Below are 26,260 nucleotides of genomic sequence, written 5' to 3' on the forward strand. Positions count from 1 at the left end.
TAAATCGGCGCTTGTCCAAGCCTTTTTTTAAACTTCGCTGGAGATGCACGCATGCTATTTGAGCCTTTAAAACACCCCCGTTTGGCCTTGCAAAATCGTATCGTGATGGCTCCGCTGACGCGTAGTCGTGCGATTGATAACATCCCAAATAGCATCATGGCCGATTATTACGGCCAGCGTGCGAGCGCGGGTTTAATTATTACTGAAGGCACTTCACCGTCGCCTGATGGTTTGGGCTATGCGCGGATTCCGGGTTTGTTTAATGCCGAGCACGTTGCGGGCTGGAAATTAAGCACCGATGTTGCGCATCGCGGTGGCGCGAAAATATTTATTCAATTGATGCATTGCGGCCGCGTAACGGGTACGGCTAATTTGCCTGCTGGCGCGCGTACGGTTGGTCCGACGGATGAGGTGCTAGAAGGCGAAATGTACACTGATGTAGCAGGCATGCAGCCGCACGCAACCCCGCACGCGTTGACTGAGGCTGAAATTCCTGCGGTGATTGCCGAATATGTGTCTGCCGCTAAATTGGCGATTGAAGCAGGTTTTGATGGGATTGAATTGCACGCGGCGAATGGTTATTTGCTGGAGCAGTTTTTAAACGCGAATATTAATACCCGAATTGATGGCTACGGCGGCAGTGCTGCAGCGCGTAACCGACTGGTATTAGAAACCGCACGTGCCTGCGTGGCAGCCATTGGTGCGGATAAAGTCGGTATTCGTGTCTCGCCATACGGGGTATTTAATGGTACGGGCGAATTTGACGGTGTTGCAGAGCAATACATCGAATTGGCGAAAGGCCTATCTGAAATCGGTTTGGTGTATTTGCATTTAGTTGATCATTCCGCAATGGGCGCGCCCGAAGTGCCTGCAGTGTTTAAAGCGCATTTACGCGCGGCATTTAAAGGCTTGTTTATTGCGTCAGGTGGTCTGGAGGCGGCGAGCGCAGAAGCGATATTGCAAGCGGGGAAGGCTGATTTAGTCGCGTTTGGTCGTCCATTTATCAGCAATCCTGATTTGCCGCGCCGCATGCAGCAAAGCTTGGCTTTGGCTGAACCCGATGCCAATACCTTTTATACGCCAGGACCTGTTGGTTATAGCGATTATCCTGCTGCTGCGTAAAAAACCTAACAGATTACAAAATGCCATTCCACGGAGCGGCATTTTTTTTGGCTTATTGAATGCCATTCAGGCAAAAAAGCGTGCAGCGCGACTTGCCATTCTGCCCACTTCCCCCGATAATCCCGCTCGTACGCAGGAGAGTGTGATTTTTACCAATTTTGTTGATTGAAATCACCACCGAAGGCGCAAATGCACCCGCAAATCGCTCAGGTCAATGGACTGCTCAGGTAGTAAATCTCTGGAGAGCGGTGCTCGGCGAATCAAACGCCCGCAGCATCCACCGAAGGGCTCAACAATCACAGTGTGATTGGAAAATCTCAGGTGTCAGGACAGAGGGGTGTTGCCCGCTAGGCGTTATGCCAGCGGTCGTTAGAACGCACTGTAAAAGTAGCGAGCATCCATCAGAGTGGTGAGGCTGGAGCTTTCGATCCCGGAATGTAGTTTTCTACATGAGGATTTGGGGCGTAGCTTCCACCACCCGAGCGGCTATCACGGAATGCGCAGCACTTTTAAAGTCCGTTCGTAGAGGGATGTACGTACCTTGAGAACCCCCATGACTGCACCAAAAACCACACCATTATACGAATGTCACCTTGCCGCCAACGCTAAAATCGTTGATTTTGCGGGCTGGTCTATGCCGATTCATTACGGCTCACAACTCAAAGAACACGAAATCGTCCGTGCCGATGCAGGCATGTTTGATGTATCGCACATGTGCGTGCTCGACATCACGGGCGCGGATGCAAAATCATTTCTACGCGGTCTGATTGCGAATGACGTCGAACGTCTGGCGTTTGAAGGTAAAGCGCTGTATTCGGGCATGCTAACGCCTGAAGGCAAAGTCATCGACGATCTCATCGTTTATCTGACGCACTACGGCTACCGCGTGGTGGTTAATGCTGGCACAGCCGACAAAGACATTGCTTGGATGCTGGAGCAGGCCAAAGGTCAGGACGTACAAATTCATGTCCGCCGCGAATTGGCGATGATCGCCGTGCAAGGCCCGAACGCCATTGAAAAAGCTTGCAAAGTGCTGCACGAAGAATGGGAAGCGACGGTTAAATCGCTGAAAGTATTCCAAGGTATGCCATTTGGCATGGTGGAAGACGGCTGGTTTATCGCTCGCACCGGCTACACCGGCGAAGATGGCCTTGAAATCATGTTGCCAGCAGAAGAAGCGCCGCTATTCTGGAATGCCTTGGTGAGCGTTGGCGTTGCGCCAATCGGCTTGGGCGCGCGCGATACCTTGCGCCTTGAAGCGGGTATGAATCTCTACGGTCACGATATGGACGAAACGATTTCTCCATTGCAAGCCGGTATGGGCTGGACGATTGCGTGGGAACCCGCTGATCGCGACTTCATCGGCCGCAAAGCGCTTGAAGCTGAGAAATCAACTGGCGTGGCGTTCAAACAAGTTGGCTTGGTGCTCGAAGGCCGCGGCGTATTGCGCGAAGGCCAAATCGTTGAGGTGGTAGGTGTAGGTCAAGGCGTGATTACCAGCGGTACTTTTTCGCCTACACTCAAACATTCTGTCGCCATCGCTCGCGTTCCAGTAGCGACCAATGCCGAAACTGATACCGTCCAAGCGGATCTGCGCGGTACCTTGACTGACGTTCGCATCGTCAAAATGCCGTTTGTACGCAATGGCAAAAAAGTATTTGCATAAATAATTCGGGGAGTGGGGAGTAGGAAGTGGGGAATCAGCCCTGTTTCTGCGCCCATTCCCGACTAACTACTCCCAACTCCCTAAGGAAAAGATCATGAGCAATATTCCAGCCGAACTCAAATACGTTGGCAGCCACGAATGGTTGCGTTTGGAAGCTGACGGTACCGTCACCATCGGTATTACCGATCACGCGCAAGAATTATTGGGCGACATCGTTTTCGTTGAATTGCCACAAGTGGGCGACGAATTGGCGGCCGATGCAACGGCAGGCGTGGTTGAATCCGTAAAGGCGGCATCGGACGTGTACGCGCCGATCGCTGGCGAAGTGGTTGCGATTAACGACGAACTCACTAGCGCGCCAGAGTTGGCCAATTCTGATCCCTACGGCGCGGCATGGTTCTTCCGCGTGAAACCGGCGGATGCATCGGTGTTGGATGGTTTGATGACGGCAGAGCAGTACGCCAAAGAAATCGGTCTGTAATTTACATCGCGGATCGTAGGGTGGGTTAGGCCGCCACATTTGCGAATAAATCCGCCAATGTTTAACGGCCGTAACCCACCATTGCCATGCTGATATAAGTGCTCATGTTCAACAGTTACGCACCCCCTGTGCTTGTTGGGGCTCGCTCGGTTACCGGTAATTCAAATCGGCGTCTTTATCGGCTGTGTCATGGTGGGTACGCGGCATAAAACCGCCTAACCCACCCTACGTTTGTCTTGCAGAATTTAATAGGTATTCCCATGTCGCTCTCTACCCTGTTTAACCACGACGAATTTATCGCGCGGCATATTGGCCCGAACGCCGCTGATCAAGCCGCGATGCTGGCGCAAATCGGCGCGACTTCAATTGAAGATTTAGTCGCGCAAACCATTCCTGACAATATCCGCTTTAAGCAAAAACTGCCTTTGCCAGATGCCGTATCTGAAGTGGAAGCCTTGGCGAAAATCAAAGCGATTGCCGCTAAAAATGTCGTCAACCACAGTTTTATCGGTCTGGGCTATTACCCCAATATCACGCCAGGCGTTATTTTGCGCAATGTACTGGAAAATCCAGGCTGGTACACCGCGTACACGCCGTATCAAGCTGAAATCGCGCAAGGTCGTTTGCAAGCGTTATTGAATTACCAGCAAATGATTATCGATTTGACGGGCTTGGATTTGGCCAATGCCTCACTCCTCGACGAAGCGACTGCCGCTGCTGAAGCGATGGCGATGGCGCGACGGATTTCGAAAGTGAAAACGGAAAAATTCTTCGTTGATGTACAGGTATTGCCACAGACGCTAGACGTGGTAAAGACTAGAGCGCAATACTTCGGTTTTGAATTGGTGATTGGTGCTGCGGGCGCTGCGGGCGACGATGACTATTTCGGCGCTTTATTACAATATCCAGGCGCAGATGGTTCTGTTGTTGATTTGAGCACGCCAATTGCAGCGCTGAAAGCGCGCGGTGGTGTGGCGATTGTGGCTGCCGATTTATTGTCGCTCGCGCTACTCAAATCGCCTGCTGAATTGGGCGCGGATGTGGCGATTGGTACCAGCCAGCGCTTTGGCATTCCAATGGGCTTTGGTGGTCCACACGCTGCGTATTTCGCGTTTAAAGACGATATGAAACGCTCGGCACCGGGTCGGATTATTGGCGTTTCGGTTGATGCCAAAGGAAAAACCGCGCTGCGTATGGCGCTGCAAACGCGCGAGCAACATATTCGCCGCGAAAAAGCCAATTCGAATATCTGCACTTCACAAGTTTTGCTCGCCAATATGGCGGGTATGTACGCCGTGTATCACGGCCCAGCGGGCATTAAACGCATTGCTGAACGTACGCATCGCTTGGCGAGTATTTTCGCGCAAGGTGTTCGCGCGGCGGGTGGCAAGATCGTTCACGATGCATTCTTTGATACAGTGCAAGTGAATGCAGGCGCGCAAGCAGCGAGCATTTACGCCGCCGCATTGGCAGCGGGTTATAACTTGCTGCAAGTGTCGGCCTCAGTGTTGAGCGTAGCATTCCACGAAGCGGCGACCGAAGTCGATTTGGCGACTTTGATCCAGTTATTTACTGGTAAATCAGCCGATTTGGCGGCGCTCGATGCCGCGACTGATATGAAGGCGCCGGTAATTTCAGCTGCGTTGCAACGGACATCTGCGTATTTGACGCACCCCGTATTTAATAGCTACCACACCGAACACGAAATGCTGCGTTACCTTAAACGCCTAGAAAATCGTGATTTGGCAATGAATCATTCAATGATTTCGCTCGGTAGCTGCACGATGAAACTCAATGCCACTAGCGAAATGATTCCAGTGACTTGGGCTGAATTTGGCAATATTCATCCCTTCGCGCCAAAAGATCAGGCGGCTGGCTATTTTGAAATGATTAATGGTTTGGCCGATCAACTCAAAGCAATCACTGGTTTTGATGCGATTTGCATGCAGCCGAACTCGGGCGCGCAGGGCGAATACGCGGGTTTGTTGGCGATTCGTCGCTACCACGAAAGCCGCAATGAAGCGCATCGCGATATTTGCTTGATTCCACGTTCCGCGCACGGCACTAACCCAGCGACAGCGCAAATGATGGGCTTGAAAGTGGTTGTTGTGGATTGCGATGAAAACGGCAATGTGGATTTGGGCGATTTGAAAGCCAAAGCTGAGCAATATGGTGCGAATCTGGCGGCCTTGATGCTGACTTACCCATCGACGCATGGCGTGTTTGAAACAGCAGTGAAAGAAATCTGCGCGACAGTGCATCAGTTTGGCGGCCAAGTGTATATGGACGGCGCGAATTTGAACGCTCAGGTGGGCTTAACTCGCCCAGCCGACATCGGTGCTGACGTCAGCCATATGAATTTGCACAAAACTTTCTGCATTCCACATGGCGGCGGCGGCCCAGGCATGGGGCCGATTGGCATGAAAGCGCATTTAGCGCCGTTTATGTCTAATCACGCAGTTGCAGAGATCGATCAAGGCGATGCGAGCGTCGCGCAAGGCCAATCTGCGGTTTCGGCTGCGCCATTTGGCTCGGCATCGATTTTGCCGATTTCGTGGATGTATATCACGATGATGGGCGCGGGCGGCGTAAAGCACGCGACTGAAATCGCTTTGCTCAATGCCAATTACATGGCCAAGCAGCTGGGTGCGCATTACCCAGTGCTCTACACCGGCGTCAATGGCCGTGTGGCGCATGAATGTATTATCGATATTCGCCCACTTAAAGTGGCGAGCGGTATTACGGAAGTGGATATTGCCAAACGCCTGATGGACTATGGTTTCCACGCACCAACGATGAGCTTCCCAGTTGCCGGAACGTTGATGATAGAGCCGACTGAATCGGAATCAAAAGCCGAATTGGATCGCTTTATTGCTGCAATGGTGAGTATTCGTCAAGAAATCAGCAAAGTCGAAAGTGGCGTATGGCCAGCGGATAATAACCCGTTGAAAAATGCACCCCACAGCAAGAACGACATCGCTGGCGATTGGGATCGGGCTTACACACGTGAAGAAGCCTTCTTCCCCTTGCCGTACGTGCTAGAAAATAAATTCTGGCCGTCGGTGAACCGAATTGATGACGTGTACGGTGACCGTAATCTGATCTGTTCTTGCCCGAGCATGGAAGAATATAAGTAAGGCTAATCACCTGTGCTTGGTGTAGTAATAAAAGCCCTAGTCATCAGACTAGGGCTTTATTTTAATGGTGGTATTGCTGTATAGCTATTGATAATAAAGGTATGCAGTCATATACCTTTGGCTAGTTCGGCGAAGCCTTTCGGATCTTTACTTTGCGATTAGCTATCGCGAAGCAATTCATCCAAAAAAAGCCCCACGAATCAGATTCGTGGGGCTTTTTTGCGCTTAATGGTTTGAATTAAGCGAAAATCTTGCTCGCTATCCAAAACAATCCGCCGGACATCGCAATTGTAACGGGTAGCGTTAGCACCCAAGCGATGGCAATACTTTTAACGGTACTCGCTTGCAAGCCGCTTTTATTGGCGACCATCGTGCCGGCAACGGCAGAAGATAAAATATGCGTTGTCGACACGGGCATGCCAGTCCAGCTGGCAATCCCAATGGCGGCGGCAGCGGTGATTTGCGCAGCGTTACCTTGCGCGTAGGTCATGCCTTTGTTACCGATTTTTTCACCAACGGTATGCACAATACGGCGCCAGCCGACCATCGTTCCTAAACCTAGCGCCAATGCCACAGCAATAATCACCCATTGTGGTGCGTATTCGGTGGTGGCCGTGAGGTCTTTGCGGAATTTATCGAGGCTGTGCTTTTCGTGGCTAGACCAGATTGCTAATTTAGATACTTTTTTCGCGGTATCGTCTAGGCAGAGCAAAATACGGCGTGTGGCGATACGTTGCTCAGTGCTCAAATCATTGTATGAGCGGATATTTCCTAGCGTCGTATCGAGTGCATTGATTGCTGCGAGGGCGATTTCGGGCTTGCATTCGAATTGGGCTGGCAATGCGCTATTCATATCGCCCAATTGAATGGTCTGATTGATTTTTTCGGCGTTTTGCACGTAAAAATCTTTGATATGGATGGCGGCATCGCGAGTGCGTTCGATATCGTAAATGCTACTGCTGCGATCCAGTACGAAATTACCCGGTGCTAAGCCGACCAGTACTAGCATCACTAAACCAATGCCTTTTTGACCATCGTTAGAGCCGTGCGCGAAACTCAAGCCCATCGCCGAGGCGATCAAAGTAACTCGAGTCCAAAATGGCGGGTGTTTTTTGCCATCAATCGCTTTGCGTTCTTCAGGCGTTAAATGCATATGCGATTGGCTAAAGTAGCGTTTGAGCGCGATAAACAAAATTCCCGCTAAGAGCATACCCAGCGCCGGAGAAATCAGTAAGGAAAGCAGAATGTCGATGGCTTTTTGGGTATTAATACCGTGTAGCCAGTTATGGCCGCTCAGAATGGCATGCATCATGCCAACGCCCAAAATAGAGCCAATCAAGGTGTGCGAGCTAGAGGCTGGGATGCCTAGATACCAAGTACCTAAATTCCATACAATTGCGGCGGTGAGTAGTGAAAACACCATAATCAAGCCGTGGCTGCTATTCACATTAAGCAGCAATTCGACTGGCAATAGATGAATGATGGCGTACGCTACGCCCAATCCACCCAGAATCACGCCCAAGAAATTAAAGCATCCTGATGCCATCACAGCCAAATTTGCCGGCATCGCTTTGGTGTAAATGACGGTGGCGACGGCGTTGGCAGTATCGTGAAAACCGTTGATAAATTCGTAGGCCAAAACAAAAAGTAGCGCTAAAGCTAAGCTAATGGCTGTGATGGTGTCTAAACCGCTAAAAATTTCAGGCATGAGTTAGAATTGTTACAAAAAGATGATGCGGCGGATTATCGCAGAATATGTAACCCCTCGTTGGGCTGTTTATAGCGCTAGATCAGTATTTAGCGGAATATTTGATCAGAGGTTCAAGATGAACAGCTCACTGAAAGCGTGCCTGCCCAGCTAGGGGGTAGTTGGGCGTAAGTTTCGTTTTCGGATTGCTCGCTAAACGGGTCGGCCAAGCAAGCGCGCAGGCGTTCGATCTCGCTGTAGTCGCCTTCATCCTCTGCTTTACGAATGGCAACTTCGGCCAAATGATTACGTAAAATATACTTTGGATTGCTGGCCAGCATTGCGCGGTTTCGTTCTGCAGCAGTTTGCGACTCATTTTCGACGCGTTGCTGGTAGCGCTCTAGCCAAGCTTGCAAGCTAGTGCGATCAAGCACTAAATCAGTCAGTGCTGCGTCGTTTTGTAAGAGCGCCCAATGCGATAAGGTGCGCCAGAAAATCGTCCAATCGGTTTGTGTGGCTTGCAGTAGCTCAAACAAATCAGTCACCAGCGTCCAATCCGCCTCGTACCATTGTACGAAACCTAATTTTTGGCGGAGCTGTTCTGCAAAAGCGTCTTCAAATTGCTGCTGGTAGCGTGCGAGTGCAGCGAGTAAGTCGTCTCTTTCTACGAGCGGCAGCAGAGCTTGTGCAAGACAATGCAAATTCCACAAGCCGATTTGCGGCTGTTGGTTGTAGGCATAGCGGCCTGAATCGTCGGAATGATTGCAGATATGCGCCGGATTAAACCCATCCAAAAAGCCAAACGGGCCGTAATCGAGCGTGAGCCCCAGAATCGACATATTGTCGGTATTCATCACACCATGACAAAATCCCACCGCCTGCCATTGCGCAATCATTTGCGCGGTACGATCGATGACGGTACTAAGTAGCGCCAGATAGGGATTGGAGGCCGCTTGGCATTCAGCGTAATGATGCTGAATCACCCAATCGGCCAATTCTTGCAATTGCGCTGGCTGATCGTGGTAGAAAAAATGCTCAAAATGACCAAAGCGGATAAAAGTCGGTGCTAGGCGTGTTAAAACGGCGGCGCTCTCTGCGCTTTCGCGCCAGACGGTTTGCTTTGCGCCGCCAATGGCTAAGGCGCGTGTTGTCGGTATACCCAGTCCATGCATTGCCTCGGAGCACAAGTATTCACGGATCGTAGAGCGCAATACGGCCCGACCATCGCCTCGGCGGGAGAATGGCGTTGGCCCTGCGCCTTTAAGTTGGATTTCCCACGTTTGTTGCTGAGGATCGCGTAATTCTGCCAGCAGCAAAGCGCGGCCATCACCGAGTTGCCCTGCATTCACGCCAAATTGATGCCCTGAATAGACCGTTGCTAAAGGCGTGTTGTCTTGCGGGGTTTGATTACCCACTAGATAATCGGCTAAATTGCTTTGCTCTCGTTCTGATGCCAGCCCGAGCTCAGCAGCGAATGCGGCATTCCACGCCACCACGTAGGCGCGCGGCATAGTCGTAGTCGGGCATTCAGTGTAGAAATTGGCGCTTAATTGTTGAAAGCGTAGTGCTGGCGGGATTTGGGCGAACTGAGTAGGCATATGTGCAAGCAATAAAATTGTTGAGTGATTTAGTCGGATATTATGCCGCAAATTGATGGGTTGTGAAGGGGCTACACATGAGTGAGAAAATTCCAGTGACGACGGCGATACGCGCCTTGCGGGCGAATCAAGTGACCTATACCGAGCATTTATATCATTACGAAGAGCGTGGCGGCACTGCGGTTTCGGCGCGCGAGCTGGGTGTGCCTGAGGCGCAAGTGATTAAAACGTTGATTATGGAAAATGAAAAAAAGCAGCCGATGATTGTATTGATGCATGGTCATTGCGAAGTTTCGACCAAAAATCTAGCTCGGATAATCGGCTGCAAAACCGTATCGCCCTGTGTACCGGACGTGGCAAATAAGCACAGTGGTTTTGTGGTGGGCGGTACTTCACCCTTTGGCACCAAAAAAGCGATGCCGGTGTATATGCAAGAATCGATTTTGGATTTGGATAAAATCTATATCAATGGCGGTCGGCGTGGATTTTTGGTCTGTATTGATCCGCAAGACTGCATCAAAGTATTGCAACCGACCTTGGTGGATATCGCGATTTATCCCGAAGGCTAGCGTTGGAAAAGCTGTTGCAAATCTTGGCTCAGGCTGTGATGAGTACCAGCATCAATCATGCCTTGCAGCCGGTCGATAAAGCCGCTGGCGACGGTGATTAAAGCTTTGCGCTCTTTGCTGTCTAGTGTGTCAGTTGCTTTGATGTATTTCACAATGGCGTGGCTGGCCGACAGCATAAGGCGATTATTACAGGTACTTTGGGCGTTGGGTAAGAGCACGTCGATGGCTTCGGTAAAAGCCGATTTAAGCATCAGTTGCACGCCAGTGTTATTTAGCTCGGTGATTTCTTGGCCGACTTGTTGGATATAGTCTTTCCAAACTGGGCGCATCGTCGCCGCGCTTTCGAGTAAACCTGAAACGTGTCGAGTCGTGATAAAACGTTGGCCAATATGTCGTAGCCATTTATAGGGCGCAACGTCACCATTGGGGGTTTCTCCCTCGACGGTGGCGGGGCAGATTAAATCGGCGGCCATAATAAAACTGGTGGCGATTTCTTGCGTCATTTCTGCGTGACTAAGGTGAACTTCAATCTCATTGAGTAATTGTGGTTTGCCTTCGTAAATCGCGGTCGCAATCAAATCGATGATTTTGTTTTTTACGGTATTGTCTTTGCGCGCAATTTCTTTGACGAGCCGCAGGTATTTTTCGGCATCGGATGAGTTGTTTTCGCGGCGCGCCGCCAGTGCCAGTTGCAATACGGTATCGGCGCTTAGTGCCGCCGAGTTGCCGCCACATTTCACCGCTTGCTCTAGCATTTTTTTAGCTTTAGCTGAGTCGCCCAGCATATTGGCCAGATTGCCCGCTTTTTGTAGGCGGCTCACATTATTGGGCGTCATGGCGAGACATTTTTCAAACACTGCCATCGCTTGATCCAAGCGGCCATCGGCCATATACATCGAAGCTAATTCTTCATAAGCATCGACGTATTGTGCGTGTTCAACAATCGCAGCTTGTAGTGTGTTTTCAGCTTGAGTTTTCTTTCCTAGACGTATAAGCGCCTTAGCCATACCCAGCTTGGCCCAGGGGATCATACGTTGGGTGAGTATTTCTTCAAACAGCAGTCGTGCTTGTTCAAGCTGGCCTGCTTCGAGTAATAGGCTGGATAAAAGCCGCATCAGGTCGCTGCGAAAACCTTCTGCCTTTGGGATAAGGGCTTTGGCTTCATTGATTGCGCCTATGATGTCGTCTTCGTTGATTTTGTCGTAAATGGGCTTGAGGAAACGTTTTCGTTTCCATGCCAGTGATAGGCGCTGCGTGAGTAGGGCGCTGGTGAATGGTTTGATTAGATAGTCATCGGGGCCAATTTCAGCGACGGCGACGACTTTTTCGTAGGCCGATTCAGCAGTAATCATGATCCAAATCGTGTACAGCGGTAATTCGCCACTTTGACGTAGTTCTTCTAATAATTCTTGGCCATTCATGCCTTCGCCAAAATGATAGTCGCACAGCACCACATCATATTGGGTATTGCGTAAACGACGACGCGTTTCGCCAATGCTGCTGGCCACATCGACGCGATTGATGCCGCATTGCGATAAGGTCATGCGTAGTGATTGCCTAACTGTCGGTGCGTCGTCAGCAACTAATACGTGAGCTTGTGCAAATTCATTCGCCATCGATTGCCTTGAAAAACTGAATCATATTAAAGCCTGTTGTTGCTGTGTTATTTCGGAGTATGGGTAGATCGATAAGTCGTAAAGCATAATTTATATTTAATATCGACCATTTTGCTAAAAGCTCAAGGCGTTGGTGTGGAATACATGGCGCTGAAACAGTTTGAATTGTGAATGAATTGCTGCGTTTGACTGAAGCTCAGATCGCGGCGAAATGGCCATCGCGGGTTTTGCATTTGATATTTTGATGGCCGAGTAATTTATTATTAAATTGATTTAAAGAAAAATAAACTTCGGGCTCTCGGCCCGTTGCACTACACCAGAGCTTGCGGCGGCTTTCTATTTCGCTGCGGCTTGCAGGGCAAAAGCGATTTTCACCCGTTTGATTTAGTTCAGTAAATGTTTCTAGTAGGCCCAGCCATGCATTGGTCGGCAAGGTGCGGCTCATTGTGCGTAGATATTGCCGTGTATTGGGTTGCGGCTGACGTAATACGCCAAGGCCATCTTGCACTAGCCAAATAATGCCTGTTTCTTGGTGAATTTTTTTTAGCATGCGGGCATATTCTTGCGGTGAGGAATGACCGCCAAAAAAAGTTGATGCATAAATTGGCGCATTTGCATTCAATCGCTTTAGCCCATGGATCATGCTTTTGAAATGTGCACTGAGCATTTCTTGGCGTTTTTGCGTGCGCCAATTTAAATCATCAATTTCTTCTGGGAAATACCAACCGTCAATTTTCCCCTGAGTGTTTTGCTGTAATAAATGGGCTTCAATTAAGCTATTTTCTCTGAGTGTTGCAAGGTAAATTTCAAATGACGTATCGGGTAGGCTCAATGCTTGGTAGTAGCCGGGGTCAAAATAGAGCCCTTCAATAATTTGCCGAGCGCCAAGCTTAATTTGTTTGGGTAGCCAGCTCGGTTTATCGTCAAGCCAGTAGCGCTGTTCACCATAGCGGCTCCATTGCAGCAGCAGATGCGTAAATCCATAGGTGTTAAGTTGTTTGGCAATCACTTTGGCCTGCGCCGGATTGACTGCGGAGTGCGAAGCCCACGGTTGATAAACGATGATTTTTTGTCGGGCGGGGGCGCAGCTACGATCGTGCGCTGCGACAATATTTGCGCCGCAGATCGCTGCAAATACAGCGGCGATCTGCGCCAAGCAGATCAGGCTATTCATTTTCAATGAAATAATCCCCAGTGCAGCAAAACTGCGAATCGATCATCGCTATTGCCCGCAATGGCTTGGCGAACTTCAAGGGATAATCTTTGCCGTAAATCGGGCGCTCGCCACGCATCGCCGCCATGCCAAGTTTGAAGCGCGACGCCAGCGCCCACATCGACACGGCTCACAACAGTATGGCTAGAATTATCGGTATTTGCAGTGGCAATACTACTAATAAAAGGCATGAAAGTAGATTTGCCTGAGAGCCACGGCAGGCGATACTGCTCGCCGGCTTCGATTGCTGCGGTGACATAGTAGCTTTCTGCACGAACGAGCCAAGCTAGGTCGCCATATAGATTAATGCTGCGCCATTGCGCACCCGTTGGCTGCCAGTCGGTATTAAGCGACTGCGAACCCGATAGTCTGAGCATCGCATCATCGCGGTAAACCGCATCGTTACGGCGTAGCCATTCGGCAGAAGCAATCAGTACATGATCTTTAAGGAGTCGTTGGCGCAGACCTATCCCGGCGCTGGCGCTATTGGCCGATGTACGTAAAGATTGATCTTCTAATCCTTGATTGGCGCGGGCAAAAAGCCACGTTGGTCGCGCTGTATCCCAGATTGGCGTGAGCCGATACGCCGCCTCGATATCTAGCGTACCGTTGTATTGTGCGTATTGCACTGGGCTGGTGGCTTTGTTGTCTGGGTCTTTATTTAAGCGAATTTGGCTATGGATCGACCAGCTCCAGCGATCTTCTAGCGTTTGCACATTGCGTTGCCAATTAAAGAGTTGCTGCGCTGCTGCGTCGCCGCTGATGCCCAATTGCGCTTGTATCGCTTCGTGCTGAGTGATGCTGCTGCGTAAATCGATGATCGCGGCAGTATGCTGGCCCAGTTCTATTTTGAGCAGCGCAATTTGTGGTTTCAAAGCGATGCGTTGGGGGTCGAGCTCAATAGCGAGTTCGAGGTGTTCGAGTGCAGCTTTAGGGCGTTGCTCATGAATCAGCCAAAAGCCATATTCAGCGTGAAAGAGTGCCTGTTCGGGCGCGAGTAAGACGGCTTGTGCTAACGCGGCGCCTTGCTCGGCATGATGTTCTGCGTAGGCGTATAACAGTGCGAGTTCATACCAAACATTAGCATTTGGTTTTTCGGCTAGCGAGCGTTGAAATGCGTCGATGGCGGTTTGGCTATCGCCTTTGCGTAGCGCTTGCCGCGCTTGATTGAGTGCCAGTGCGCCTTTCGGGAAATACTGCGGAAAACGCTGTGCGATGTCGTGGCTAATGGCGAAATTGGGGTGTTGCAACGCCAGATTAGCTAGCGCTTGGCCGAGCGCGGGATTGTTCTGCTGCTGTAATAAGGCGTAGCCCTGCTGCATTGCCGTTTCAGTTTTACCTGCCGCTAGCAGCGCGTCGATTTCGCCGCGTGCAGCGATAAAATCGAGGGCTTCTCCTGCTTGTTGATGCAGGCGATTTACCGCAGCAAAATGCGCCGCTGCCCGTAAAGGGTCGTTTTGATTTTGGCTACAAAATGCGGCTGCCATTTGGCTATGCGTCGTGGTGGATTTGGGGTAGGAGTCGACCGCAATCAGTTTGAGTAAGGCGTGGCAATGTTTTGCTTGCAGCGTATTGGCGAGCAATTCTTGTAATTGCGGCGTAAAAAGCTGCGCTTGTTGCAGTTTTGCAAGGCGAGTGAGAATGGCTTCGTAATTACGGTCTTGCGCTAATTGATGAAAGTCGGCGCTTAGGCGCGCATTGCGCTGCGCTGCAGGTAGCAGCGCATACGGGAATGTCGGTGCAGGCGTTGGGCTGGGCTGCTGCACGATGGGTTGAGGCGTTTGCCGTGCTGCTGGTGTGCGAGTTGGTATGGCCTGTGCTGTGGCTGGTGCTTGTGGTGTGGAACTTGGGCTGACTTGTATAGGGGTTTCTTTGGGATTTGTTTGGGGCGTTGATTTGGCCTTGAGTGCGAGCTGCGAAGCTTGGCGCTGCGCTTCCCATTGCTTGAGCTTGCTGCTGCTAATATTGATTTTTTGCTGCTGAATCAATTGCATCGCCGCTTGAGTGCTCGCACCTTGGCGAATTAAGCTGGCTAGCCATGCTTCGGCAAGTGTGCTGCGGTATTGCTCTGAAATTCCTGAGCGCTGCAAGGCTAAAGGCGCGTTATTAATGAATAGGGTATTGTCTCCTGTTAAATAGCCTGCATAGGCTAGAAGCATATACCCCATTGCATCTTTGGGGCTGCGCTGTCGCCAACTTTGCGCGAGTTGCTTGATACAGGCATTGTCGTGTTGACGGGCGCAAATGCGTGCCAATTCGAGCGTGACGTCTTTTCTGGCCGGATCAATTCGATATACTTGCTCAAAAAGCTTACGCGCACCGGCTAGATCACCTTGATTGAGCAAGCTATAGGCTCTTTCCATACGCGGGTAGCTGCGAAAATGAGTCCATTTATCTCTTGCCCAATTGGCTTGTGCCGGCTGAGCCAGTGTGAGTAATAAAAGCAAAATGGGGCTGAACCGCAATCGAGATCGGCGCATCATTACTTGTTTTCCCCATGTAAATCTGGGAAATCGTGGCAGGTTTTATCCCACTTCACGGCGCGGCCCGTTTTGTTGCTGCTGCGCACTTGTGAGAAGGCGCGAAAAAAAGCCAGTACGTTGACGATATTGCCCACCAACATTCGTGGAATGGCTTGCAAGCCCTGCCAAAATCCATAATAACGCTGTGTAAAAATAAAGCGTTGCACAATGCGATTGCACATAAAAAAGAAATTAATCCCAACTAAAGTCCACATCACACTTTGATGGCCAATGAGAGCGGGGAAATCCCACCAATTGGGATTCATCTCGTTATGCAGCCAATTAAAGCCCACGCTGAGTACGATAAAATAACCCAGTAGCACCGAAGGAAAGGCAATCACGCTTTTTCGGTCGCGCATTAAAATGTATTTAATAATGGGTTTGCCGCGCCAGCCTATATTTTGCCAGCCTTGAAAGACAATACCTACGATCCAACGTGATTTTTGCCGAATCGCCGTCCACCATTGATTCGGGAAGTAGGCCTGCACGCAAATCATCGGATGCACGCCTTTGCGGCCAAACCAGGCTGGAGGTGTATTTTTAAATTGCACGTGGTAATGCAACATCATTTCGCGCGCACCGACTTCATGCAGTCTAAAACCTATTTCGTAATCTTCGGTGAGTGTGCCGGTATCAAACACCACGCCGCCGTTCATTTCTGATAGCAGGCCAATCGCTTTACGACTAAACGCCGTGCCCACGCCAGCGCTCGGCACTTGGCCGCTGAGCAATTGGCGCACCATCATGTCTTTGCCATGCCATTCAGCAAATTCATCAACATAATGATTGCCGATCAAATCTTGCCAGCCGCGTGCCAAGGGCATTACGGGTAATTGCACCAAATCAAATTGCGGCACCAAGCGATTAAACGCACGCAACTCCAGCGGATGAATCATGTCTTCTGAGTCGTGATAGGCGATGCAGCTAAAATGAATCTCGTCGCGTGCTTCCATCGCGGTAATAAACGCAATGATGTGATTTAAGCAATCAGCCTTGGTCGTCGGCCCCGGCTTGCTGGTGACAACTTTATGCACGTTTGGATATTTAGCGGTAACGAGATCAACTTCGGCTTGGGTTTCAGGATCGTTCGGGTAAGTGCCGACAAAAATATGGTAGTTATCGTAATCATAAGTGCGCGCCGCGTAATCGGCCATGCGCTGAATCACCGGCGCTTCATGCCAAGCCGGAATCATAATTGCAATGGCTTGCTGCTCATCTTCATACAATTCATCGGCAAATTCTGGCAGGTATGGGCTTCTGCGCCATTCATTTTTTGACTTACAGCGCCATACCCAGTAGTAACAATCAATTAAAAAGTCGTCAATCGAGCTAATAAAAATCGCAAAAATCCCGACGCGCAATAAAATCGCAATCAAAAACCAATACGCCACTAGTACATCGAGCCATGTCATGCGCGGGCGCTCCATTGGCGAATAATCTCGACAATCTGCTGCGCCGCTTTGCCATCGCCATAAGGATTGCTGGCTTGCGCCATCGCTTGATAAACCTGCTCATCATCAAGCAATCGGCTTACTTCACGTACGATGGTTTGTGTATCCGTGCCAACTAAGCGCGCGGTGCCTGCCGCGACGGCTTCGGGGCGCTCGGTGGTGTCGCGCATCACCAGCACAGGTTTGCCTAGAGTGGGTGCTTCTTCTTGAATGCCACCGCTGTCGGTGAGCACGATGTGCGCGCGTTTGAGTAAGAAAACAAAGGGCAGGTAATCTTGCGGTGCAATCAAATGCACATTATCAATGCCTTGCAATAGGGTATTTACGGGCGCTTGTACTTTTGGATTCAGATGAACCGGATAAATGATTTGCGTGTCTGGCCGCGCAGCGAGTTCTTTTAGCGCTTGGCAAATTTGCAAAAAGCCATCGCCAAAGTTTTCACGGCGATGACCCGTGACCAAGATCATTTTTTTGCTTGGATCAAGAAAAGGAAGTTGGGCGGCTAAGGTAGCGGCCAAATCCTTATCGTTATCAATCCGGTGGCTGACATCGAGTAGCGCATCCAGCACCGTGTTGCCCGTGATGAAAATATCTTCGCTGGCGCGGCCTGCGCGCAGTAGATTGTCGGCCGATTGCTCTGTGGGCGCGAAATTAAGTTGTGCAAATAGGCCAACAATCGAGCGATTTAGCTCTTCTGGCCATGGTGCTTGCAGATTGCCCGTTCGTAAACCAGCCTCAACATGCCCAACGGGAATACGTTGATAAAATGCAGCCAATCCTGCGGCTAAGGTCGTCGTCGTGTCGCCATGCACCAGCACCAAATCGGCTTGGCAATCAACAATGACATCGCGTACGCCTTGCAGTACCTTGGCGGTTAAATCGGTCAGATTTTGCCCCGGCTGCATCAAATCAAGGTCGTAATCGGCGGTCAAGCTAAATAAACTCATTACTTGATCGAGCATCTCGCGGTGCTGTGCGGTGACGCAGACTTTGCAAATTAGATCGTCGGCGGCTTGTAGTGCTCGCACTAATGGCGCCATTTTGATCGCCTCGGGACGTGTACCAAAAACGCAAAGAATGGTGGGGTGTCGCATCGCTTAGTCGCTCAAAAGGGTGAGTGCTCGGGTTTTTACTTATGCGCAGCGATTTTATGCGAGTTTGTAGTTACGGTAATGATAATTAGTGCGCCGCGCTCAATTTCGCAGAATTTCTTGTCGGCTTCTGTGGTGTTTGATGTAGAAATTTGCAGTGCAAACAAAAAACCCCATAAGCCTAAGTTTTATGGGGTTGTATGCTACTGTGCGATTTACAATGCTTGGTGCCCAAGAGAAGACTCGAACTTCCACACCCTTGCGGGCGCTAGGACCTGAACCTAGTGCGTCTACCAATTCCGCCACCTGGGCAAATCTGCTACAGTATTTGTTGAAGAGCTAAACCACTATAAAATAATGGTGCCCAAGAGAAGACTCGAACTTCCACACCCTTGCGGGCGCTAGGACCTGAACCTAGTGCGTCTACCAATTCCGCCACCTGGGCTCTTCAACTGCGCTACAATAACGCAGCGCTCTCAATGAGAGGGCGCAATAATATCAAACCTAGAAATGGTGTCAATCAAAAATATGAAAAAAACGGTTGCTATGGATCAATTACAAAATGAGAAATCCCCAGCGAAGAAACCCGCGCGTGCTAAAAAACTCAAAGGCTTGCGTGCGCAAGATCCTTATTTAGCGCGTGAACAACAACGTTACGAAAACCCTTTGCCGTCCCGTGAATTTATTTTGCAGGTGCTGGAGCAAAGCGGCGCGCCGATGACGGCGCATGATTTAGCCCAACAATTGGGTATTTTAGTCGAAGAAGATGTCGCGTTTGAGCGCCGTCTGCAAGCCATGGGTCGCGAAGGCCAATTGCTCATTAATCGAATTGGCGCACTCTGCTTGCCAGAAAAAGTCGATTTAATCCCTGGCCGAGTGCAAGGCCATCCTGATGGTTTTGGCTTTTTAGTGCCTGATGATGGTAGTGCTGATCTGTTTCTTGGCCCTAAAGAGATGGACAAAGTGCTGCACGGTGATCGTGTGTTGGCGCGCCGAATCGGTGTTGATCGCCGTGGCCGCCCTGAAGGCGCGATTGCGGAAGTGTTGCAGCATGTGAATGTGCGTTTGGTGGGCCGTCTGCACGCCGAGCGCGGCGTGTTCTTTGTGACCGCCGAAGACAAACGAATTAGCCGTGATATTCAAGTTGCCGCTGGTGACTGCGGTGTTGCCAAACCCGGCCAAGTGGTGATGATTGAAATGCTGACGCAGCCATCACGTTATTCGCCGCCCGTGGCGCGAGTGACTGAAGTGCTGGGTAATTACGATGATCCAGGTATGGAAATCGAAATTGCGCTGCGTAAGCACAAATTGCCGCATGAGTTTTCCGCTGAAGCGCAGGCGCTCGCTGAAAAAATGCCGAAAAAAGTACGCAAATCGGATTGGAAGCCAGAAAACGGCGTTGAGCGTATCGATTTGCGCGATATGCCTTTGGTAACGATTGATGGAGAAACGGCAAAAGACTTTGATGATGCGGTTTATGCTGAGAAAAGTGGTAAGGGCTGGCGTTTAGTCGTGGCGATTGCGGATGTGAGCCATTACGTTCGCCCTGATGATGCGCTGGATTTGACGGCGATTGAGCGTGGTAATTCGATTTACTTCCCGCGCCGCGTCATTCCAATGTTGCCGGAACAAATCTCCAATGGTCTGTGTTCGCTCAATCCCGATGTCGAGCGTCTGTGTATGGTTTGCGATATGAAAGTTAGCGCCAAAGGCGCAATCAAAGGCTATAAATTCTACCCAGCAGTGATGTTGTCCAAGGCGCGTTTTACCTATACCAAGGTATGGGATATCTTGCAAAAGCCCGACGGTGAACTCGCGCAGCAATATACCCACCAAGTAGGGCATTTACAGACTTTGTATGCGCTGTTTCAAGCATTTGCTGCTGCACGCGCTGAGCGCGGCGCGATTGACTTTGAAACCACTGAAACTGAAATGCGTTTTGACGATAAAGGCAAAATTAGCGAAATCGTTCCGGTGGTTCGTAATGATGCGCATAAATTGATCGAAGAATGCATGTTGGCCGCCAATGTGTGCGCTGCCGATCTTTTGCTGAAAAAAGAGCATCCAGGTTTGTACCGCGTGCATGAAGGGCCAAGTCCAGAAAAACTTAAAAATCTGCGTGAGTACCTGAAAACAGTGGGTTTGTCTTTAGGTGGTGAAGACGATCCAAGCGCCAGCGATTATGCTGCCTTGTTGAATTCATTCAAAGATCGTTTGGATGCGCCGCTGCTGCAAACCATGTTGCTACGCAGCCTATCGCAAGCGGTGTATAGCCCAGATAATGCGGGTCATTTTGGCTTGAGCTATGAGGCTTACGCGCATTTCACGTCGCCGATTCGTCGTTATCCCGATTTACTGGTACATCGCTCGATTAAAGCGATTTTGGCCGGTAAAAAATACAAGCCAGCGACCAAGTGGGAAGCTTTGGGCGTGCAATGCTCAATGACCGAACGCCGCGCCGATGAAGCCAGTCGTGACGTGCAAAATTGGCTGAAATGCTACTTTATGCAAGATAAAGTGGGCGAAGAGTTTGAAGGCTCAATTTCAGCAGTGACAGGTTTTGGCATGTTTGTGTTGCTGGATAAAGTCTTTGTTGAGGGCTTGGTGCATGTGTCTGAATTGGGTACGGACTACTTTCATTACGATGAAAAACGCCGTGAACTCAAGGGTGAACATAGCGGCAAAGTGTATCGCTTAACGGATCGCGTTAAAGTGAAAGTGGCTCGCGTGGATTTGGAAACCAGCAAAATTGATTTTGTTTTGGTTTTGGATTCGCAAGACGCATCGAATGCGCCACGACAAGGTCGCTCCAACGCCAGCAAGGGTAATGCGCAACGTCCGCCTCGTGCGAATTCACAATCGCGAGCAGGTGAGCGCAGTGTTGCCAAAAAGCCAGCTTCAGGGACTATGGCAACACGTACGCCAGCAGCAACACCAACAGCTGCAAAGCCAGCAGCTAAACCTGCTGCGCGGCGGCGTCGACGTAGTCCGACGTAATCGTTTTTAATGCGAAAGCGTTTCGGTGTGTGCCGCTGGGTCGAGTTATTCGGCTTGGCGGTAAGTAGTAAAGAAATAGTTTTTCAGGAAAAACTGGGGCAGGAAAAGATAGAAGATCAGCCCAAAAGATGGGCTGATTTTTATTACTGAGTAAGCTTATTAAGTAATTGCTGCTGCTGGTGATTGGTGGATTGCAGCTGAATTTGATGGCGAAATAAGCTGATATGACCAATCAGTGCGCTATCAACGATTTTGCCACTTAAATCGAGTTGGTTTTTTATCGTTTCTGCGCCATTAAATTCAAATACTTCCAGCATAAGGCGTGTTTCGCTGCCCGGTTTGAGTGCAATGTCGGATAAAAAAATCAGAGAATCAGAATTGGCTTCGATGATTTTGCCTTCAAAGATTTGTGCGTGATGCTTGGGCATAATGGCTGCACGCCAGCGAACAAATTTGCGTTTGGGATTGTCGTGATTGTAATTTTCTTGCGACATAGCTTTTTACACCGTCGATTATAAACCGACGCCATCAATGAATTAGATATTTAGTCTAAGGCGAAATAAATTTGCGGAGTGGTGAATAAGCACTAAGGTGAAAATTGCCTGCTTGCTTTGTTTCATCATGCGATTTGTTTTGCTGTATTTTTCAAGTTGAAAATTTGCGCGAACACCGCGCTGGTATTGTAATCGGTATTGTTTATTTTGGAGTAGTAAATGTTTATTGTTGATCGTTCTGCCGCAATTATTCGTCCTAAAGCTGATTTTTTAAATTGGCTTAATCAATTGCCAGGAAATGACATTGTTCTAAGTTTGGATGATATTCGTAGCGATTGTACGGTTTTAATGGTGCCAGAAGCTTCTGAGCCAGAAGACGCAATTGCCTATATTGATGAAATTGCCGATAAAATTTTTGCAATGGAATTGGCGTCTTGGATCGATGATGAAGCTTTGTGGCCAGAAAAACGTAATTTAAAAATGTTTTGGGATTGGTTTGATGTTGAAATTCATTTGGGCGTGATGGATGCGGTTTCGGAAGAAATCCACAATACACCAAGCGATCATGCTTATCATTAATTAGCTGTTTAAGGCTAGGGTAAAACTGCCATAGCCTTAATCCATGCTGCTGTCGTACGATTTGCGCTATTTTTTGCTAAGCCATCATCATTTAGGGAATAAATTATGCGTCACTTTCTTGTAGCAGTGAGTTTAGTTGCGGGTTCTGCGTGGGCTGCGGATGTTGCGCCGCCGAGTAATGTTGTGAATTTTGAGGCGCAAGCAACGCGCGAAGTGGCTAATGATTTGGCTTTAGCAACGCTGTTTGTTGAGTTTAGCGATGCTGATCCGGCGCGTTTGGCTGAAAAAGTGAATTTGGCGCTGGCGGGCGCAATTAAGCAATTAAAGCAGTATCCAACGGTGCAATCAGGCGGCACGAGTTTTGCAACTTATCCGCTGTATGCGCAAAAGAGCAATAAGCAAGAAGGCTGGCGCAGTCGTGGTGAATTGCGCTTGTCATCCAAAGATTTTGCTGCGTTATCTAAACTTGTCGGCGAGCTGCAAAAATCATCCGGTTCTGGTGCTGGCTTGCAATTGGCTGAAGTGCGCTATGCCGTGTCGGATGAAATGCGTAGCAAAGCCGAGGAAAGCTTGATCGAAGAAGGCATTGCATTGTTTAAGCGCCGCGCCGGTGTGATTCAGAAAAGCATGGCGGCCAACGGCTGGAAGATGATGAATATGAACGTTAATACTTCCGGTTCGCGTCCAGAAATGCGTCCTATGATGATGATGAAGGCGGCGATGATGGATTCTGCCGTACCTGCACCAATTGAAGGTGGTGAGAGCCGCTTGCAGGTGAATGTGAGTGGCAGTATTCAGTTGGCTAACTAATGTTGCCGCCTGTACTACAAATCAACCCCGCGTCATCATGGCGACGGGGTTTTTTGTTGTTTATTTTTTCTTCGGCAATTATCGCGATACTGGTATGTATTGCTACGCAGGCTATATGGATTCAGCTTTTTGGGGTAATACTGCTGATCCCATTGTGGTTTTACTGGCGAAGTATTGAGCCGATTGCGGTCTTGGTGGCGCAGGCCAGTGGCGAGGTCGAGCTATTGGATCTGCAGGGAAATGTTGAATTAATGCGGCTGTTGCCAACGAGTGTCGTGACCTCAGGATTGATGGTTTTGCATTTGCAGGGAGAAAATCGGCGGCGCGTGTTGGTGTTGTGGCCCGATAGCGCGCCTGCTGAGACGTTGCGGCAGTGGCGTGTTTGGTTGCGCTGGGTTTGGCCTGCGCTGCAAGCTGATGAGCCTGAGTAGCGTTTTAGTGGCTTCGGTTTTTCAAGCAACACAAGGTCGTCATTCCAGAGGGGGATCCAGCTGCAGTGCTGATTTTGCTTGTGCTCTGGATGCTGGCTTGCGCCGGTATTACGCAGCGAAGTGGGCCGATGCCTCAGTCTAAAGTGCGCGCAACATGCACACGGCATCTTCGCCATAGCTGCTCGATGGTGACGTTGTCAGCGCAGTAAATTGATGTTTTTTCCAGAAGGCGTCGGCGCCGAGTACGGCGACTAACATCGCTTGTGAAAAATGAGCTTGCCTTGCCCAGTTCAACGCGTGTTGCAGTAATTGTTCGGCCAGTTTCTTACCGCGTCCTGCGGGCGCTATCGCTAAATCATGAATATAAAATCGATCCGTCAGTGCGGGGATTTGCTCGAGTTCTTTTTTGAGTGCGGGCGGCGTTTCTCCGTGCCATGGGTGGCAAAATAAATAGCCCATGACTTGGCCTTCAATTTCAATGAGCCAAGACGTGTCAGGAGAGAGTTGTTGTTTACGCTGTAGTGTGGCGGCTGATTCAATCAAGTTGGCAGGGTAGCACAGCGATTGCACCGCTAAAATGGCGTGAATATCGTTAGTCGTTTGGTGGCGAATTAGAATGGTCATATTGGATTTTAGTGCTGGGTATTGGGCTACAGGCATTATTTTATAATGCCTGCATTGATATACATTCAAATTTTAACTAAAAATGCATAAAGGCAGCCGAAGCTGCCTTTATTATATTTTAATCAGTCCTATAGGACGATTATTCGAAGCGACCACCGCCGCCACGAGTTGGCTTGCCTTGATAGCCACCGCTGCTGCGACGTTGACCGTCACCGCCGCGATCGCCGCCGAAGCCGCCAGTGCGTGGTGCGCCACCGTCACGATTGGCGCCGCCATCACGGCTGCCGCCACCAAAACCGCCGGTGCGTGGAGCTGCACTTGCGTCACGATTACCTTGATAGCCACCAGTACGCGGTGCGCCTTCATAGCCGCCTGAACGTGGAGCGCCGCCATCACGGTTACCAGCGTAACCGCCAGTGCGTGGTGCGCCGCCGTCACGATTACCTTGGTAACCACCTTCACGGCCGCCATCACGGTTGCCTGCGTAGCCGCCTGAACGTGGTGCGCCGCCATCACGGTCACGGGTTTGGCCTGTGCCGAATGAGCGTTGTTCACGCGGTTGGCCTTGGTAGCCGCCATCACGCGGTGCTGAATCGCTAGGGCGATGATGACCTTGGTAGCCAGCTTCACCACGTGGGTGAGTGCCTTCACTACGGCCGCCGTTGTAACCACCTTCGCTACGACCAGTATCACGATCACGGTTGCCTTGGTAGCCGCCTTCACGATTGCCACCTTGGTAGCCGCGAGCGCCGCCGCCATTGCCGGCTGGACGACCACGTGGTGCGCTGCTTGGACGGCCACGATCATTGCCGCCGCCGCTACCAGCACGGCCAGGTTGGAAGCGTGCCTCCAAACCTTCGATCACTTGAACGCCGAAATCTAGATTGTATTGGCGACGAATGCGCGTCAACAAAGTGAAATCGTTTTTAGTCACCAATGATACGGCTTCACCAGTACGACCCGCACGGCCAGTACGACCAATACGGTGAATGTAATCTTCACAGAAGCGTGGCAAGTCAAAGTTCAATACTAAAGTAATACCGGCAACGTCAATACCACGTGCTGCAACGTCAGTTGCAACGAGTACATCGATATCGGCTTTACGCAAACGATCTAAAGTACGGCGACGATCGCGTTGTGCCAAGTCACCGTGCATTGCTGCTGCGCGGAAACCTTCTAGTTTCAACCATTCAGCCAATTCATCAGCACTGATTTTGGTTGCAGTGAAGACGATGGCTTGTTGGCCGTCATTTTTCTTCAAGAACGCTGCAGTGAGTTTTTGTTTGTGCTCGTAACCATCAGCGTAATGTACTGATTGGTCGATTTGCGCTTGCATTGTCGCTTGAGCGGCCATTTCAACCAATTTCGGTGCTTTGAGCATTGGCACGGCGAAACGTTGAACTGATTCAGTCAAGGTTGCAGAGAAGAGGGCGGTTTGACGCTCTTTTGGTAGTGCATCAACAATGGCTTCAACTTCATCGATGAAACCCATGTCTAGCATACGATCTGCTTCGTCAAGAACGAGCATTTCCAAGCGTTTGAAGTCGATACGGCCACTGCGCATCAAATCAGTCAAACGACCTGGCGTTGCAACCAATACTTCGTATGGTTGTGACAACAATTTGTTTTGTACTGGGTAAGGCACGCCACCGACAACAGTTACGACTTTGCAACGTGGGATATTGCGGCACAAATCAGTCGCAACTTTTGAAACTTGCTCAGCGAGTTCGCGAGTCGGTGTCAAAACGAGGATACGTGGGCCGCGGGCGGTGTGTTTTGCTTCTTTAGTTAGGCGATGCAGGGCAGGCAACAAGAAGGCAGCAGTTTTACCTGTACCCGTTTGTGCAGAAGCCATCACGTCATTGCCAGCCAATAATTCTGGGATTGATGCAGCTTGAATTGGTGTTGGCGTGAAGAAACCTTGAGCGGCCAAAATATCCGTCAATTCAGAGGCAAGACCTAATTCTACAAAAGCATTAGGCGTAGTTGTTTCAGGCGCAGTAGTGTGCGGCATTGAGTTGTCCTTGTAAGGTATCGGGCTGGAAAATCCAGCGCAGCATCGACGCCAACCAGGAACAACCGCTTTATCAAATGCACGCGGGAATAAGGTTAGAGGCGATGACGGGGCTATCGAGTAATCGTGCGCTCGTAAATGGAGGGGCACGGATGAAG

Annotated in this window: 19 protein-coding genes, 2 tRNA genes and 1 riboswitch; of the genes, 9 read left to right on the forward strand and 12 right to left on the reverse strand. The window is 50.1% G+C overall.

Annotated elements, in window-relative coordinates; genetic code table 11:
• The first annotated feature begins 51 nt into the window (after nt 1-51).
• The 4 genes from Q320_RS0105185 to gcvP all read left to right on the forward strand — a co-directional run bounded on the left by Q320_RS0105185 (nt 52) and on the right by gcvP (nt 6,406).
• Nucleotides 52-1,122, forward strand: coding sequence for an alkene reductase (locus Q320_RS0105185; RefSeq protein WP_027468130.1), 1,071 nt, complete (start codon nt 52-54; stop codon nt 1,120-1,122).
• A gap of 123 nt (nt 1,123-1,245) precedes the next feature.
• Nucleotides 1,246-1,354, forward strand: a riboswitch (glycine riboswitch).
• Between the two features lie 321 nt (nt 1,355-1,675).
• On the forward strand, nt 1,676-2,788 hold the full coding sequence (gene gcvT, locus Q320_RS0105190; RefSeq protein ID WP_027468131.1) for a glycine cleavage system aminomethyltransferase GcvT: 1,113 nt from the start codon (nt 1,676-1,678) through the stop codon (nt 2,786-2,788).
• Nucleotides 2,789-2,879: 91 nt separating this feature from the next.
• Nucleotides 2,880-3,269 (forward strand): glycine cleavage system protein GcvH, encoded by a 390-nt coding sequence (gene gcvH / locus Q320_RS0105195; RefSeq protein WP_027468132.1) that lies wholly within the window; start codon nt 2,880-2,882, stop codon nt 3,267-3,269.
• A gap of 260 nt (nt 3,270-3,529) precedes the next feature.
• On the forward strand, nt 3,530-6,406 hold the full coding sequence (gene gcvP, locus Q320_RS0105200; protein WP_027468133.1) for an aminomethyl-transferring glycine dehydrogenase: 2,877 nt from the start codon (nt 3,530-3,532) through the stop codon (nt 6,404-6,406).
• 238 nt (nt 6,407-6,644) lie between these two features.
• On the opposite strand, the gene Q320_RS0105205 is transcribed toward gcvP, so the two are convergent.
• Nucleotides 6,645-8,114 carry an inorganic phosphate transporter gene (locus Q320_RS0105205; protein WP_027468134.1) on the reverse strand — a complete coding sequence of 490 codons (1,470 nt, stop codon included), beginning with the start codon at nt 8,112-8,114 and terminating at the stop codon, nt 6,645-6,647.
• Between the two features lie 113 nt (nt 8,115-8,227).
• The gene (locus tag Q320_RS0105210) at nt 8,228-9,691 is read right to left on the reverse strand and encodes a protein adenylyltransferase SelO (RefSeq protein ID WP_051534483.1); all 1,464 of its coding nucleotides are present in this window, start codon (nt 9,689-9,691) and stop codon (nt 8,228-8,230) included.
• Nucleotides 9,692-9,768: 77 nt separating this feature from the next.
• Between Q320_RS0105210 and ybaK the strand changes: the two genes are divergently transcribed.
• Nucleotides 9,769-10,260, forward strand: coding sequence for a Cys-tRNA(Pro) deacylase (gene ybaK / locus Q320_RS0105215; RefSeq protein WP_027468136.1), 492 nt, complete (start codon nt 9,769-9,771; stop codon nt 10,258-10,260).
• On the opposite strand, the gene Q320_RS0105220 is transcribed toward ybaK, so the two are convergent.
• The 7 genes from Q320_RS0105220 to Q320_RS0105245 form a co-directional block, all read right to left on the reverse strand.
• Entirely contained in the window at nt 10,257-11,876 is a 1,620-nt protein-coding gene (locus Q320_RS0105220; RefSeq protein WP_027468137.1) for a response regulator, read from the reverse strand. The two genes, ybaK and Q320_RS0105220, sit on opposite strands and share 4 nt — an antisense overlap.
• A 196-nt stretch (nt 11,877-12,072) precedes the next feature.
• Complete coding sequence (locus tag Q320_RS0105225; protein WP_027468138.1) at nt 12,073-13,050, reverse strand: DUF4434 domain-containing protein; 978 nt, start codon at nt 13,048-13,050, stop codon at nt 12,073-12,075.
• A 2-nt stretch (nt 13,051-13,052) separates the two neighbouring features.
• Nucleotides 13,053-15,572, reverse strand: a complete 2,520-nt coding sequence (locus Q320_RS18535; RefSeq protein WP_035852346.1) for an NfrA family protein — start codon at nt 15,570-15,572, stop codon at nt 13,053-13,055.
• Nucleotides 15,572-17,023, reverse strand: a complete 1,452-nt coding sequence (locus Q320_RS18540) for a glycosyl transferase family protein (RefSeq protein WP_035852500.1) — start codon at nt 17,021-17,023, stop codon at nt 15,572-15,574. The genes Q320_RS18535 and Q320_RS18540 overlap by 1 nt, the downstream gene beginning before the upstream one ends.
• Complete coding sequence (wecB, locus tag Q320_RS0105235) at nt 17,020-18,156, reverse strand: non-hydrolyzing UDP-N-acetylglucosamine 2-epimerase (RefSeq protein ID WP_027468139.1); 1,137 nt, start codon at nt 18,154-18,156, stop codon at nt 17,020-17,022. Before wecB ends, Q320_RS18540 begins: the two co-directional genes overlap by 4 nt.
• A 222-nt stretch (nt 18,157-18,378) precedes the next feature.
• Nucleotides 18,379-18,465 (reverse strand) — tRNA-Leu (locus Q320_RS0105240).
• Between the two features lie 46 nt (nt 18,466-18,511).
• Nucleotides 18,512-18,598: transfer RNA gene (locus tag Q320_RS0105245), tRNA-Leu, on the reverse strand.
• A gap of 101 nt (nt 18,599-18,699) precedes the next feature.
• Here Q320_RS0105245 and rnr point away from each other — a divergent pair.
• The gene (gene rnr, locus Q320_RS18545; RefSeq protein WP_084282389.1) at nt 18,700-21,150 is read left to right on the forward strand and encodes a ribonuclease R; all 2,451 of its coding nucleotides are present in this window, start codon (nt 18,700-18,702) and stop codon (nt 21,148-21,150) included.
• Nucleotides 21,151-21,293: 143 nt separating this feature from the next.
• Here rnr and Q320_RS0105260 read toward each other — a convergent pair whose 3' ends face one another.
• Nucleotides 21,294-21,644, reverse strand: a complete 351-nt coding sequence (locus Q320_RS0105260) for a hypothetical protein (protein WP_027468140.1) — start codon at nt 21,642-21,644, stop codon at nt 21,294-21,296.
• A gap of 219 nt (nt 21,645-21,863) precedes the next feature.
• Between Q320_RS0105260 and Q320_RS0105265 the strand changes: the two genes are divergently transcribed.
• The 3 genes from Q320_RS0105265 to Q320_RS22165 all read left to right on the forward strand — a co-directional run bounded on the left by Q320_RS0105265 (nt 21,864) and on the right by Q320_RS22165 (nt 23,464).
• Entirely contained in the window at nt 21,864-22,223 is a 360-nt protein-coding gene (locus tag Q320_RS0105265; protein ID WP_027468141.1) for a hypothetical protein, read from the forward strand.
• Between the two features lie 105 nt (nt 22,224-22,328).
• A complete protein-coding gene (locus tag Q320_RS0105270; protein ID WP_027468142.1) occupies nt 22,329-23,033 on the forward strand; it encodes an SIMPL domain-containing protein in 705 nt (234 codons plus the stop codon).
• The gene (locus tag Q320_RS22165) at nt 23,033-23,464 is read left to right on the forward strand and encodes a protein YgfX (RefSeq protein WP_027468143.1); all 432 of its coding nucleotides are present in this window, start codon (nt 23,033-23,035) and stop codon (nt 23,462-23,464) included. The genes Q320_RS0105270 and Q320_RS22165 overlap by 1 nt, the downstream gene beginning before the upstream one ends.
• A gap of 138 nt (nt 23,465-23,602) precedes the next feature.
• Here Q320_RS22165 and Q320_RS0105280 read toward each other — a convergent pair whose 3' ends face one another.
• Both Q320_RS0105280 and Q320_RS0105285 read right to left on the reverse strand, forming a co-directional pair.
• Nucleotides 23,603-24,124, reverse strand: a complete 522-nt coding sequence (locus Q320_RS0105280) for a GNAT family N-acetyltransferase (protein ID WP_051534485.1) — start codon at nt 24,122-24,124, stop codon at nt 23,603-23,605.
• 103 nt (nt 24,125-24,227) lie between these two features.
• Nucleotides 24,228-26,102, reverse strand: a complete 1,875-nt coding sequence (locus tag Q320_RS0105285) for a DEAD/DEAH box helicase (protein WP_084282370.1) — start codon at nt 26,100-26,102, stop codon at nt 24,228-24,230.
• Between the last annotated feature and the right edge of the window lie 158 nt (nt 26,103-26,260).

It is taken from the genome of Deefgea rivuli DSM 18356 (assembly GCF_000620145.1).
In the GTDB taxonomy this organism is placed as follows: domain Bacteria; phylum Pseudomonadota; class Gammaproteobacteria; order Burkholderiales; family Chitinibacteraceae; genus Deefgea; species Deefgea rivuli.